Origin of the sequence: Rathayibacter sp. AY2B3 (genome assembly GCF_002931755.1) — a bacterium.
In the GTDB taxonomy this organism is placed as follows: domain Bacteria; phylum Actinomycetota; class Actinomycetes; order Actinomycetales; family Microbacteriaceae; genus Rathayibacter.
This window is the reverse complement of the sequence record NZ_PSUG01000002.1, coordinates 114,658-127,104: the sequence shown is the minus strand read 5'-3', so window position 1 is coordinate 127,104 and position 12,447 is coordinate 114,658. Positions and strand designations below refer to the sequence as shown.

Below are 12,447 nucleotides of genomic sequence, written 5' to 3'. Positions count from 1 at the left end.
GACCGCGCACAGCGGCCTGCCACCAAGGAGGACCTAACTCCTCGACGCCGAGGCGCCCGGTCGACCTCGCCGCGACGGTGCGGGGAGGCGAGCGCTATTTATCTCGACGTCGAGACAATTCTATGCCCGATCCGGAGCATCGCCCGCATCGGCGCGCTCGCCGGCCCCGCGGTACTCGGCCCGGACGGCGAGCACGGTGAGCACCAGCAGCGGCGCGTACAAGGGCAGGCCCAGCGCCAGCTTCCAGATGCCCAGCGCCGTGGTGTCCTCGGCGAGGAACAGCGGGTACTGCACGGCCAGGCGCAGGAGGAAGAGCCCCGCCCACGCGAGGGTCAGGGCCCCGAAGAGGCGGCGCTTGCGCCGATCGGACCGCCAGGAGGTGCCGTCCCCCATCAGGAAGCCGGCGGCGACGCCGATCAGGGGCCAGCGCACGAGGACGGAGATCAGGAAGACGAGCCCGTAGACGAGGTTGGTGAGCAGCCCCAGGGCGAAGTTGTCGACACCCCGCCCGGTGAACAGCGCCAACGCGGCCGAGACCACCACGGCGAGCAGTCCGCCGACGGCCTGGATCACGGGTGTCCGGCCGAGCACCCGCGCCACGGTGAACGCCACGGCGAGCCCGACGGACGCGACCAGTGAGAGCACCAGCTCCGAGGTGACCGTGTAGAGCAGGACGAAGGCGATGCCGGGCACGACGGCCTCGAGGATCCCGCGGACGCCGCCCATCGTGCGCACCAGCGCCTTCCCGTCGAACGGCTCGCCGTCGGCGACCGCGCCGAGGCCCGAGCGGCGGGCGGCCTGCGCGATCGCGTCGCCCACCTCGGGCCGGACCGGCTCCTCCGGGCGGGCCGGGTCCTCGGGCCGCACCGGCTCCATGCCGGTCAGCTCGCGCTCTGCTGGGTCTGGCTGCCGGTCGGCACCTTCAGCGGGATCAGGTCGCGCGGAGGCATCGGGCCGCTGCCGCGGACCACGACGATGCTGCGGAAGAGCTCCTCGACCGAGGCCGCGGCCTCCTCGTCGACGGCTCCGGCTCCGGCGATCACGCCGCGGAGGAACCAGCGCGGACCGTCGACGCCGACGAACCGGGCGACGCGGGTCTGGCCGCCGGCGATCGGGAGCTCGGCGACGAGCTCCGGACCGAAGACGCCGTCGCGCTCCGTCGTCGATCCGCCCTGACGGCCGATCTGCTCGGCGATCTGTCCGCGGATCTCGTGCCAGAGCCCCGAGGAGCGCGGCGCGGAGAAGGGCTGCACCTGCAGCGTCGATCCGGCGTAGTCGAGGCCGACGGCGATGACGCGCTTGGTCCCCTCCTCGACCTCGAGGCGGATGTGCATGCCCTCGCGGGGAAGCACCTTCACTCCGCCGAGGTCGATGTAGGGGCGGACCGGGTTGGCCTCGCGCTCGTCCAGGGGCCCGGCCTCCGCGCGGTCCTCCGGCGCCGACTTCTCGTAGTCCTGCTGGACCGGCTCGGCGGCCTCGCCGGCCGTGGGCTGGATGTCGCTCATGCGCTCTCCTCGTGGATTCTGGTCTCCTGGGCGCCGGCGGCGTACCCGGTGGATCCGAAGCCGCCCGTACCGCGGACCGACTCGGGAAGCTCGTCGACGGCCGTGAACCTCGCCTGGACGACGGGGACGATCACGAGCTGCGCGATCCGGTCCCCCGCCGAGACGCGGTACGTCTCGCGGCTGTCGGTGTTCAGCAGCGCCACCCGGATCTCGCCGCGGTAGCCCGCGTCGATCGTGCCGGGGGCGTTGACGACGGTGATGCCGTGCGCGAAGGCGAGCCCGCTGCGGGGGACGACGAAGCCGGCGTGGCCGTCCGGGAGGGCGACGGCCACTCCGGTGCCGACGGAGGCGCGCTCGCCAGGAGCGAGCACCACGTCCTCCGTCGAGTGGAGATCGGCTCCCGCGTCGCCCGGACGGGCGTAGGAGGGGAGCCGGTCCGCGGTGATCGGGACGTCGACGGTTGCAGGCACGTGACGAGGGTAGACCAAACGTCTGATCCAATAGGGTCATGCCGTCCTACCGAGAGAGGCTGTGGCCCGCGCCCTGGCTCTTCGTCGCCACCGCCCTCGTGATCCCCGCCAGCATCCTGGTGTTCGCGCCCATCGACTTCGCGGTGGGGGTGATCGTCGCGGTCGTGCTGTACGCGGGCTGCGTGCTGTCGCTGCTCGCCCTCTCCCCCGTGATCGAGGTGGCGGAGGGGGAGCTGCGCGCCGGCCGCGCTCACATCCCGCTCGACCTCGTGGGCGAGCCGTCCTCCTACACGGGGGACCAGGCGTTCGCCGAGCGGGGGACGCGCCTGGACGCGCGGGCCTACCTGGTCATCCGCGGCTGGGTGAAGGACGTGGTGCGGGTCCCGATCGAGGATCCGGCCGACCCGACGCCGTACTGGCTGGTCTCGACCCGCCGCCCGGACGACATCGTCGCCGCGATCCGGGGATCACGGCGACGGAGCGGTCGTCCTTCGGGGCCGGGAGGCGCTTAAGCGGCGCACTCCAGGCAGATCGGTCCGAGCTTCTCCTCGTGGTCGATCTGCGAGCGGTGCTTCACGAGGAAGCAGCTCACGCACGTGAACTCGTCCGCCTGGGGCGGAAGGACCACGACGTCCAGATCGAGGTCGGACAGATCGGCACCGGGCAGTTCGAATCCGCCCGGGTTGTCGGCGTCATCGACGTCGACGACTCCGGACATCTTGTCGGGGACTCGCTCCTTCAGGGCCTCGATCGACTCGGAGTCGTCATCGGTCTTGCGGGGGGCGTCGTAGTCCGTAGCCATTCCCATCCACTTCTTATTTCTGCTGTTCAACAAATCGGCGGGGTCAGTGTGCATCACGACGCATCGATTCGCAAACCACCTCGAACGGCTCTTGACACCCGCTCGCCCCGCCTCCTTCCGCACCAACTTTCGACCCGCCCGGGGTATTCCCGGCCGATCGCCCGGGCGCGTGGCATCCTTGCCCGGTCCGCGTCCAGAAGGAGGGTCCCCACGATGATGGAACTGAAGGTGATCGGCGTCGAGGGCGGATCGCTCGTCCTCGTGTCCGAGGGCGGCGAGCGCTTCTCGGTCCGCATCGACGAGACGCTGCAGAGCCAGCTGCGGCCCCGGGTCCACACCCTCCCGCCGCGCGAGAAGCGCGTCTCCCCCCGCGAGATCCAGGCGCACATCCGCTCCGGGCTCTCCGCCGAGGAGGTCGCCGAGCTCACGGGCGCCGACCTGGGCTACGTCCAGCGCTTCGAGGGACCCGTCACGGCCGAGCGCGAGCACATCGTCGCCTCGGCTCTCGCCGTGCGCGTCTACACGACCACCGACCCCGATCCCCTCGAGGAGGGCACGCCGTTCGGCGACGTCATCCGCGACCGCCTCGCGTCCCTCGGCGCCGAGGGCGAGCAGTGGTCGAGCTGGAAGGAGGAGGAGGGCTGGGTCGTCAAGCTCCTCTTCCGCTCGGACGAGATCGACCACGACGCCCGATGGCGCTTCGACCCGCGGAAGGCACTGCTGTCGCCGCTGACCTCCGAGGCGATCACGCTCTCGCAGCAGGGCGAGATCCGGCCGACCCTCATCCCGCGCCTGCGCGCCGTCATCCCCGCCGCTGTCGACGAGCTCGCCACGCGCTTCGACCCGGAGTCCGCGGAGGCGCCGACCCGCTCCGCCCGGGCCGACCACCCCACGGCCGGCCGCCCCGCCGCGATGCCGCACGCCCGTCCGGCCGCCGTCCGCCCCTCCGACACGGAGCCGCAGCCGGCCCTCTCCGATTCCCCGCGGCCGATCTCCACGCTCCCCCGCCCCGTCACCAGCACGACGGAGCAGCGCGAGCGCAACCTCAACGACACCGCCGACCTGCTCGACGCCCTGCGGCGACGCCGGGGCGAGCGCGACCACGCCTCGAGCCTCCGCGTCCGCGAGGAGCCGGAGCCCGAGGCCGAGGCCGCTCCTCCGGTCGAGAAGGCGCCGGAGCCGCCGCGCACCGCTCCCCCGGTCCCCGAGCAGCCGTCGGGTGTGCGCGGGAGCCTCCGCCGGGGACGGGCGTCGATGCCGAGCTGGGACGAGATCGTCTTCGGGGCGCGCAGCGACGACTGACCCTCCGCGGGCGCGCGGCTCCGCCGAGGCGGATCGTGCGGTCGGAAACGGACCCTCGGCCGCGGCTCAGCCCAGCGCGCCGAAGCGCAGGAGCGGAACCTGCGTCTCCTCCGGCGTGAGCGACCCGTGCTGCCCGATCATCGAGCGGCCGGAGGAGTCGTCCGCCGCGTAGTACGCGATGGTCCTCCGTGCCGCGATGAAGACGTCGCCCATCCGCTCGGCCGCCGCCGGCGAGACCTCGCCGAACCAGCCGCTCGCGGCCACCTCGTCGCGCGTCGCGATCCAGGCGCGCGCGCCTTCCGCCTCGATCCAGCGCCGCGCCACCTGGTCGGGGTCCACGCCCGGCTCGAGGTGCAGCTGCAGGCAGCGGGGCTCTCCACCGAGGTGCCGGACGCCCTCGAGCAGCGGTCCCCGCTCGACGAGCACGTGCGAGGACGCCGGGACGTCCACGATGCCGTGGTCGGCGGTGACCAGCACGCTCTCCCGGGCGGAGAGCCCGCGGACCGCTCCGCCGATCTCGCCGTCGAGGAGCTCGAGCGCCGCCGTCCACTCCGGCGACTCCCAGCCGCGCGCGTGCGCCGCCTGGTCGAGCTCGGGGACGTAGAGGTACACGAGCTGGCGGCCGCCCTCGTCGAGCAGGGCGCGCGCGGCCGTGAAGCGCTCGGCGACGCCGCCGGCGGAGTGGTACTCGGCGCCGCGCAGGATCGCCCGAGTGAGACCGGAGCGGGCGTACCGCGCGGGGCCGATCACTCCGGCCCGGACACCGGCGGCCGAGGCCTGCTCGAAGAGCGTGGGGTGGGGCTGCCACGTCTCGGGCACCATGCCCTCGTCCCAGCCGGAGAGCTGGTTGACCAGGCGGTCGGACGCGCGGTCGAGCACGCGGTAGCCGACCATCCCGTGCCCGCCCGGGCGCAGGCCCGTCGTCAGGCTCGCGAGGGCCGCAGCGGTGGTCGTCGGGAAGCCCGAGACGAGCGTGGTGCCGCGGTTGAGGGCCGGAGCGAGCGTGCGCGAGTGTCCCGCGCGCTGGCGGAGGTTCGCGGCTCCCAGTCCGTCGACGAGGACGACCACGATCCGCTCGACGCGGGGCGAGCCGAACAGGCCCGGGCGGCCGAGGAGCGCGTCGAGAGCGCCCGGCAGGACGTCGGCGAGGCTCCGCCGCCCGTCGGGGGCTGGCGGTAGCATGTGGGTCATCGCGCCCAGTTTCGCACAGCGCCGCCGTCCCCGCCGGGCCGGAGCAGCGGAGCGTCCGCGTGCACGGGAGGGCCGGTCCCGTCCGCGAGGCGCCGTCCCCGCTCCGCCCGTCCCGCCGGGCGCCGCAGGGCGGTGCAGTCCCCCGCCGCCGTCCCGCGCCCGCCACCGAATCGAGTCATGAACGCTGCAGCCCCCTCCTCCGGATCCTCGCTCACCGAGCGCATCGAGGACGTCGACGTCTCGGCCGAGATGGAGGGGTCCTTCCTCGAGTACGCGTACTCCGTCATCTACTCGCGGGCCCTGCCCGACGCCCGCGACGGCCTCAAGCCGGTGCAGCGTCGGATCCTCTACATGATGAGCGAGATGGGGCTGCGGCCCGATCACGGCCACGTGAAGTCGGCCCGCGTGGTCGGCGAGGTGATGGGCAAGCTGCACCCGCACGGCGACGCCTCGATCTACGACTCCCTCGTGCGCCTCGCCCAGCCGTTCACGATGAGGGTCGCCCTCGTCGACGGGCACGGCAACTTCGGCTCCCTCGACGACGGCCCGGCCGCGTCCCGCTACACCGAGGCCCGCCTCGCCCCGGCCGCCACGGCCATGACCGAGCACCTCGGCGAGGACGTCGTCGACTTCGTCCCGAACTACGACAACTCGCACGACCAGCCCGAGGTCCTCCCCTCCGCGTTCCCGAACCTGCTGGTCAACGGCGCCAGCGGCATCGCCGTCGGCATGGCGACGAACATGGCGCCCCACAACCTCGTCGAGGTGGTCGGGGCGGCCCGGCACCTGATCGCCCACCCCGACGCGTCCCTGGACGACCTGATGTCGTTCGTCCCGGGCCCCGACTTCCCGAGCGGTGGCACGATCGTCGGCCTCGCCGGCGTGCGCGACGCCTACGCGACCGGGCGGGGCGGCTTCAAGACCCGCGCCCGCGTCTCGGTCGAGAGCATCACGGCGCGCAAGTCCGGCCTGGTCGTCACCGAGCTGCCCTACCTCGTCGGCGCCGAGAAGGTCATCGACAAGATCAAGGACGGCGTCCAGAACAAGAAGCTCAGCGGCATCTCGGACGTCACCGACCTCACCGACCGCGACAACGGCCTCCGGCTCGTCATCGGGATCAAGACCGGCTTCAGCCCGGAGGCCGTCCTCGAGCAGCTCTACCGCTACACGCCCCTCGAGGACGCGTTCTCGATCAACAACGTCGCGCTGGTCGACGGCGGCCCGCGCACCCTCGGCCTGAAGGAGCTGCTGCAGGTCTACATCGGCCACCGGGTGCAGGTCGTCACCCGGCGGACCCGCTACCGCCTGCGCAAGCGCCAGGAGCGCCTGCACCTGGTCGAGGGCCTGCTCATCGCGATCCTCGACATCGACGAGGTCATCCAGCTGATCCGCGGGAGCGACGACACCGCGGCGGCGCGGGCCCGGCTAATCGAGGTCTTCGACCTCAGCACCCTGCAGGCCGACTACATCCTCGAGCTCCAGCTCCGCCGTCTCACGAAGTTCTCGCGCATCGAGCTCGAGACCGAGCGCGACACCCTCCTCGCCGAGATCGCCGAGCTCGAGGCCCTCCTCGCCAGCCGCTCCCGGATCGACGAGCTGGTCTCGGACGAGCTCGACGAGGTCGCCCAGCGCCTCGGGACCCCGCGGCGCACCCTGCTCACCGAGGCGCGCCCCTCCGTCGCCACCACCGGGCGGAAGGCCTCCGCGGTCCTCGAGATCGCGGACGTGCCCTGCCGGGTCCTGCTGAGCACCACCGGCCGCATGGTCCGGGTCGACCGCGACCCCGAGGCCGCTCCCCACCCCGAGCGCGCTACGCGCCGCTCGAAGCACGACGCCGTGCTCAGTGTGCTCGACACGACCAGCCGGACGGAGATCGGCGCGGTCACCAGCGCCGGCCGGCTCCTCCGCTTCTCGCCGGTCGACGTTCCCGCCGTCCCCTCCTCCTCGGTGCAGCTGGGGGCGGGCGTGCGGATGAGCGACTACCTCCCGCACCTGGCGAAGGACGAGCGGGTGCTCGCGCTCGTCGCTCTCGACGACGAGCGGCCGATCGCCCTCGGCACCCAGCAGGGCGTCGTCAAGCGCGTCGCGCCGGGCGAGCTGCCCAACCGCCCGGACATCGAGCTCATCGCCCTGAAGCCCGAGGACGCGGTCGTGGGCGCGGCCGCGTCGGCGGAGCAGGACGAGCTGGTCTTCGTCACCGGCGAGGCCCAGCTGCTGCGCTTCTCCGCGTCCGCCGTCCGCCCTCAGGGCAGGACGGCCGCGGGGATGGCCGGGGTGAAGCTCGCCGAGACCGACGACGTCGTGCACTTCGCCGTCGTCGCCGCCGAGGACCGGGACGAGGCCGTCGTGGCGACGGTCGCCGTCGACAGCTGGGCCCTCTCGGGGACCGACACCGGCAGTGCGAAGGTCTCGCCGTTCTCGGAGTTCCCCGCCAAGGGCCGGGCCACCGGCGGAGTCCGTGCGCAGCGCTTCCTGAAGGGCGAGACGGCCCTCGGGGTGGCCTGGGTCGGCCCCGGTCCCGCGCACGCCCTCGAGGCCGACGGCTCGGTCGCCGCGCTGCCCGACTCGGGGATGAAGCGCGACGGCTCCGGAGTGGCGCTCGCGGCGCCGATCGCGACGATCGGAGCGGCGCCCGAGGTGTTCTGAGCCCCGCGTCTCAGACGTCGATGCGGTCGCGCGACAGCGACTCCGACCCGCGGACGATGAACTCCTTGCGGGGTGCCACGTCGTTGCCCATCAGCAGCTCGAACACCCGGCCCGCGTTCTCGGCGTCGGCGACCCGCACCCGGCGGAGGGTGCGGCGCGAGCGGTCCATGGTCGTCGTGGCCAGCTGGTCCGCGTCCATCTCGCCGAGCCCCTTGTAGCGCTGGATCGGGTCCTGGTAGCGGCGGCCCGCCTTGCCGAGGGCCGCGAGCACGCTCTGCAGCTCCTTCTCGGAGTAGGTGTAGATCGTCTCGTTCGGCTTCTTCCCCGCGTTCATCACCACGAGCCGGTGCAGCGGAGGCACGGCGGCGAAGACGCGCCCCGCCTCGACGAGCGGCCGCATGTAGCGGAAGAAGAGGGTGAGCAGCAGGGTGCGGATGTGGGCGCCGTCGACGTCGGCGTCGCTCATCAGGATGATCTTCCCGTAGCGCGCGGCCGAGAGGTCGAAGGAGCGGCCGGAGCCTGCTCCGATCACCTGGATCATCGAGGCGCACTCGGCGTTCGAGAGCATGTCGGCGATGCTCGCCTTCTGCGTGTTGAGGATCTTCCCGCGGATCGGCAGCAGGGCCTGGTACTCGCTGTTGCGGGCGAGCTTGGCGGTGCCGAGGGCGGAGTCGCCCTCGACGATGAAGAGCTCGCTGTTCTCGACGTCGCTGCTGCGGCAGTCGACCAGCTTCGCCGGCAGCGAGGAGGACTCCAGCGCGTTCTTGCGGCGCTGCGTCTCCTTGTGCGCACGGGCCGAGATCCGCGACTTCATCTCGGCGACGACCTTCTCGAGGAGCTGCGAGGTCTGCGCCTTGTCCTCGCGGCGCGTCGAGGAGAACACGGCGCCCAGCGTCGAGGCGATGGTGGAGGCGATGATCGCGCGCACCGCGGGCGTGCCCAGCACCTCCTTCGTCTGGCCCTCGAACTGCGGCTCCGGGAGCCGCACCGTCAGCACGGCGCTGAGCCCGGCGAGCACGTCGTCCTTCTCGAGCTTGTCCGAGCCGACCTTGAGGCGGCGGGCGTTCGCCTCCACCTGCGAGCGGAGCAGCTTCAGCAGGCCCTGCTCGAAGCCGGTCTGGTGCGTGCCGCCCTTGGGCGTCGAGATGATGTTCACGAAGCTGCGCATCACCGTCTCGTAGCCGGTTCCCCAGCGCAGGGCGATGTCGACCTCGCAGGTGCGCTCCACCTCGGTGGGCACCATCGCGCCGCCGGGGGTCAGCACCGGCACGGTCTCGGTGAAGGTGCCCGAGCCGGTGAGGCGCAGCACCTCGGTCACGGGCGCGTCGGGGGCGAGGAACTCGACGAACTCCGAGATGCCGCCGTCGTAGCGGAACATCTCGGCGCGGCGCTCGTCCGCGCGGTCGTCGACGATGTCGATCGTCAGGCCGGGGACGAGGAACGCGGTCTGCCGGGCGCGCGTCACGAGGTCGTCCGTCTGGAACGACGCGCCCTTCGTGAAGATCTGCCGGTCGGCCCAGTAGCGCACGCGCGTGCCGGTGACGCCCTTGGCGACCTTGCCGACGACGGTCAGCTCCGACCCGTTCTCGAACGGCGTGAACGGAGCGTCGGGCGTGGGCTCGCCCCCGTCCGCGAAGCGACCGGGCTCCCCCCGGTGGAACGACATCCGGTAGGTGCGGCCGTTGCGGTCGACCTCGACGTCCAGGCGCTCCGAGAGCGCATTGACCACGGAGGCGCCGACGCCGTGCAGACCGCCGGACGCCGCGTAGGACCCCGAGCCGAACTTGCCGCCCGCGTGCAGCTTCGTGAACACGACCTCGACTCCGGAGAGCCCCGTCTTCGGCTCGATGTCCACCGGGATCCCGCGGGCGCGGTCGCGCACCTCGACGCTGCCGTCGGCGTGCAGGAGCACGCTGATCTCGGTCCCGTGCCCGGCCAGCGCCTCGTCGACGGAGTTGTCGATGACCTCCCAGAGGCAGTGCATGAGGCCGCGCGAGTCGGTCGACCCGATGTACATGCCGGGCCGCTTCCGGACCGCCTCGAGACCCTCGAGGACGGAGAGGTGACGGGCGTTGTAGTCGGTGGAGGCCATCCGCCCAGTCTACTTTCGGGAACCGCTCCGGCCGCGGTGGCGCGGCACCCGGCGACAGCACGATGGCCGCTCGGCGCGGGGCCCCTACGCGCAGAGCGAAATGCCGACCGATCGACTCCGTGCGGAAACAATCGCGTGCTTGGATGGGTTCCACTAAGCAGAGATCGAAGACCGAGTGCAGGAGGCCAAGTCATGTCGACCACAGCAACCCAGAACGGCGTGGACGAGCTCGCCGGTGCCCACCAGCTCTCCGCCGCCGACCGCTGCGACAGCTGCGGTGCGCAGGCGTACATCCGAGTGGTCGTGAACAACGGAGAACTGCTGTTCTGCGCACACCACGGGAAGAAGTACCAGGAGAAGCTCTCCAGCATCGCCCAGAGCTGGCACGACGAGTCCGCCCGGCTCTTCGAGGAGCAGCGCCCCTAGCGCGTCCCCGATCAGCCCGGACGGCGCGTCAGCGCCCTACCGACCGACACCGAGCCGCTTCGCGATCACTTCGCGAGCGGCTCGTGCCGTTTCATCGACCAGGCGGAACCGCTCGTCCGACGGGGAGTAGGCGTCGCCGAGGGCGCGCCGCAGGATCGCATCCGCGAGCGAGGGGTTCTTCGCGAGGACGGGGCCGTGCAGGTGCGTGCCGAGAAGGCCCCCCACTGCGTAGCCCTCGAGGCCGGCACCGTCGCCGGTGCCGTGCAGCACTCGGCCGAGCGCGTGCTCGGGCGCGACCCCGGTCATCCGGCGCTCGTGGTTCTCGAAGCCGATGAGGACGCCGCCCGGAGTCTCGACGACGAGGTCGTCGGTCGCGCGCTCGCCCGTGACCGAGTCGCCGGGGAACAGTCCGATCCCCCGGGCACCGCCCGCGGCCGTGCTGATCGCGCCGGCCAGCATCTCCCAACCGGCTCCGACAGCGATCACCTGGGTGCCCCGATCGACCCAGGCGCGCAGCGTCGGCGCGATCTCGTGGAGGAGCGCCAGGACGCCCGGGAGGTCCTCGTCCGCTCCGGTTCCGGCGACCAGGACGTCCGGACGGACCTCGGCGTCGGAGGCGGTCGCCAGCGGCACGACCTCCGCCTCGACGCCCGACCAGCGCGCCCGAGCCGCGAGGACCCGGGCGTTCGCCGCGTCGCCGTTGCTGTCCAGGACATCGGGAGCGAGCACGGCGATGCGGAGGGTGGTCACGCGGTCTCCTCGCGGTTGGTGACGAGCTGCAGGTGCGCACGCGTGCGGCGCATCGAATCGGCCGAGAAGACGATGGTCTTCCGGCCGGAGGCGGGGGTCGGCAGAGCGAGGAACGCGTCGAGCGCGCGACCCAGGTCCTCGTCGACGGAATCGACGCGCACGCCGTCGTAGCGCAGGTGCAGCGCCGCCTCGTGCGCCTTCGACCCCGAGACGACCCTGACATGCCCGAGCACGGAGGTGTCCACGGGCCAGAAGTAGGAGGGGTCTCGGACGTCGGAGCCGATCGCCAGCATGATCTGATCGGTCCCCTCGGGGATCTCCGCGATGTTCAGACGGTAGCTCGCCGGGTTCTGGACCAGGACGAACTCGACCTCCTGGCCGCGCACCGTGACGATCTCGCCCCGCCCGAAGACGGGGTCGATGCTCGAGAGCGCGGAGGCGGCGAGAGCCGGGTCGAAACGCTCGGCGAGTACGGCGCGGGCCGTGGAGACGGCGGCCGCGGCGTCGACCGCGTAGTGGACGCCCCGTGCGGGGAGCCGGACCTCGAGCGGGTCGCCGTCGCTGACGATGCGCGCGGCCGCTCCCGTCGTGCTCTCGACGACGGTGGTGGCGCGGTCGGCTCCGGCCTCCGCCTCCGCGGCGTAGCCCAGGCCACCGGACGCGGACTCGCGGACGGAGGAGGAGACGCCGTACCAGCGGATCCGCTCGTCGGGAAGGGTGGTCGCGAGGTCGGCGACGTGGCGGTCGTCGGCGTTCAGCACGACGGGACCGGTCGCGCGGGAGGCGATGGTGCCGAGCATCCGGGCGACCATCGCCGGATCGAAGAAGCGGTCGATCTGGTCGACCACGACGTTCGTCAGAAGGACGACGCGGGGGTGCATCCGGGGCGCGAGGCGCGCGCCGTGACCCTCGTCCATCTCGAGAACGGCGATGTCCGCGTCGATCCGTCCGCGGAGGTCGGCCCGTTCCAGCAGCGCGGACGTCAGCCCCTGCGCGATGTTGGCCGTCGAGGGATTGGTGAAGACCCGGAGCCCGTGCGCGCGGAGGACCGCGACCAGCATCTTGGTCGTGGTCGACTTGCCCGCCGATCCCGTGACGACCACGAGGCCATCCCGGAACCCGTCGAGCACCGCGGGCAGGAACCCCGGCGCGACGCGGTTCACCACGAGTCCGGGCACGGCGGATCCCCCGCCGGGCTTCCGGACCCGCGCGGCGAACCGGGCGGCCCTCCCGAGGAGGACCGCCGGCGCGTAGCGGATCACC

12 protein-coding genes are annotated in these 12,447 nt (G+C 72.5%); 4 read left to right on the top strand and 8 right to left on the bottom strand.

Annotated elements, in window-relative coordinates:
- Positions 1–120: 120 nt before the first annotated feature.
- Genes C5C24_RS01875 through dut form a run of 3 tightly spaced genes read right to left on the bottom strand, consistent with a single transcriptional unit; the run spans position 121 to position 1,975 of the window.
- On the bottom strand, positions 121–876 hold the full coding sequence (locus C5C24_RS01875; RefSeq protein ID WP_104304153.1) for a DUF3159 domain-containing protein: 756 nt from the start codon (positions 874–876) through the stop codon (positions 121–123).
- Between the two features lie 5 nt (positions 877–881).
- The gene (locus tag C5C24_RS01870) at positions 882–1,505 is read right to left on the bottom strand and encodes a DUF3710 domain-containing protein (protein ID WP_104275679.1); all 624 of its coding nucleotides are present in this window, start codon (positions 1,503–1,505) and stop codon (positions 882–884) included.
- Entirely contained in the window at positions 1,502–1,975 is a 474-nt protein-coding gene (dut, locus tag C5C24_RS01865; RefSeq protein ID WP_104275680.1) for a dUTP diphosphatase, read from the bottom strand. The genes C5C24_RS01870 and dut overlap by 4 nt, the downstream gene beginning before the upstream one ends.
- Before the next feature lie 38 nt (positions 1,976–2,013).
- Here dut and C5C24_RS01860 point away from each other — a divergent pair, with 38 nt between their 5' ends.
- Positions 2,014–2,487, top strand: coding sequence for a DUF3093 domain-containing protein (locus C5C24_RS01860; RefSeq protein ID WP_104275681.1), 474 nt, complete (start codon positions 2,014–2,016; stop codon positions 2,485–2,487).
- Here the strand turns inward: C5C24_RS01860 and C5C24_RS01855 are convergent.
- A complete protein-coding gene (locus C5C24_RS01855; RefSeq protein ID WP_055792269.1) occupies positions 2,484–2,777 on the bottom strand; it encodes a DUF4193 domain-containing protein in 294 nt (97 codons plus the stop codon). The two genes, C5C24_RS01860 and C5C24_RS01855, sit on opposite strands and share 4 nt — an antisense overlap.
- A 213-nt stretch (positions 2,778–2,990) precedes the next feature.
- Between C5C24_RS01855 and sepH the strand changes: the two genes are divergently transcribed.
- Entirely contained in the window at positions 2,991–4,079 is a 1,089-nt protein-coding gene (gene sepH, locus C5C24_RS01850; protein WP_104280570.1) for a septation protein SepH, read from the top strand.
- Between the two features lie 66 nt (positions 4,080–4,145).
- On the opposite strand, the gene C5C24_RS01845 is transcribed toward sepH, so the two are convergent.
- Positions 4,146–5,270, bottom strand: coding sequence for an alkaline phosphatase family protein (locus tag C5C24_RS01845; protein ID WP_258065006.1), 1,125 nt, complete (start codon positions 5,268–5,270; stop codon positions 4,146–4,148).
- A 177-nt stretch (positions 5,271–5,447) separates the two neighbouring features.
- Here C5C24_RS01845 and C5C24_RS01840 point away from each other — a divergent pair, with 177 nt between their 5' ends.
- Complete coding sequence (locus C5C24_RS01840; RefSeq protein ID WP_104275683.1) at positions 5,448–7,916, top strand: DNA topoisomerase (ATP-hydrolyzing) subunit A; 2,469 nt, start codon at positions 5,448–5,450, stop codon at positions 7,914–7,916.
- A 10-nt stretch (positions 7,917–7,926) separates the two neighbouring features.
- On the opposite strand, the gene C5C24_RS01835 is transcribed toward C5C24_RS01840, so the two are convergent.
- A complete protein-coding gene (locus tag C5C24_RS01835) occupies positions 7,927–10,008 on the bottom strand; it encodes a type IIA DNA topoisomerase subunit B (RefSeq protein ID WP_104304151.1) in 2,082 nt (693 codons plus the stop codon).
- A gap of 192 nt (positions 10,009–10,200) precedes the next feature.
- Between C5C24_RS01835 and C5C24_RS01830 the strand changes: the two genes are divergently transcribed.
- Positions 10,201–10,434 (top strand): hypothetical protein, encoded by a 234-nt coding sequence (locus tag C5C24_RS01830; RefSeq protein WP_068212876.1) that lies wholly within the window; start codon positions 10,201–10,203, stop codon positions 10,432–10,434.
- 36 nt (positions 10,435–10,470) lie between these two features.
- Here the strand turns inward: C5C24_RS01830 and C5C24_RS01825 are convergent, their stop codons facing one another.
- Both C5C24_RS01825 and C5C24_RS01820 read right to left on the bottom strand, forming a co-directional pair.
- On the bottom strand, positions 10,471–11,184 hold the full coding sequence (locus C5C24_RS01825; RefSeq protein WP_146082494.1) for a type 1 glutamine amidotransferase: 714 nt from the start codon (positions 11,182–11,184) through the stop codon (positions 10,471–10,473).
- Positions 11,181–12,446 carry a Mur ligase family protein gene (locus C5C24_RS01820; RefSeq protein ID WP_104275686.1) on the bottom strand — a complete coding sequence of 422 codons (1,266 nt, stop codon included), beginning with the start codon at positions 12,444–12,446 and terminating at the stop codon, positions 11,181–11,183. Before C5C24_RS01820 ends, C5C24_RS01825 begins: the two co-directional genes overlap by 4 nt.
- Position 12,447 lies beyond the last annotated feature (1 nt).

Bases quoted from the DNA above. Each gene is read 5' to 3' on its own strand.
- C5C24_RS01845 (WP_258065006.1), bottom strand. From the start codon at position 5,270: ATGACCCACATGCTACCGCCAGCCCCCGACGGGCGGCGGAGCCTCGCC.
- C5C24_RS01875 (WP_104304153.1), bottom strand. From the start codon at position 876: ATGGAGCCGGTGCGGCCCGAGGACCCGGCCCGCCCGGAGGAGCCGGTC.
- C5C24_RS01870 (WP_104275679.1), bottom strand. From the start codon at position 1,505: ATGAGCGACATCCAGCCCACGGCCGGCGAGGCCGCCGAGCCGGTCCAG.
- C5C24_RS01830 (WP_068212876.1), top strand. From the start codon at position 10,201: ATGTCGACCACAGCAACCCAGAACGGCGTGGACGAGCTCGCCGGTGCC.
- C5C24_RS01860 (WP_104275681.1), top strand. From the start codon at position 2,014: ATGCCGTCCTACCGAGAGAGGCTGTGGCCCGCGCCCTGGCTCTTCGTC.
- C5C24_RS01835 (WP_104304151.1), bottom strand. From the start codon at position 10,008: ATGGCCTCCACCGACTACAACGCCCGTCACCTCTCCGTCCTCGAGGGT.
- C5C24_RS01840 (WP_104275683.1), top strand. From the start codon at position 5,448: ATGAACGCTGCAGCCCCCTCCTCCGGATCCTCGCTCACCGAGCGCATC.
- sepH (WP_104280570.1), top strand. From the start codon at position 2,991: ATGATGGAACTGAAGGTGATCGGCGTCGAGGGCGGATCGCTCGTCCTC.
- C5C24_RS01855 (WP_055792269.1), bottom strand. From the start codon at position 2,777: ATGGCTACGGACTACGACGCCCCCCGCAAGACCGATGACGACTCCGAG.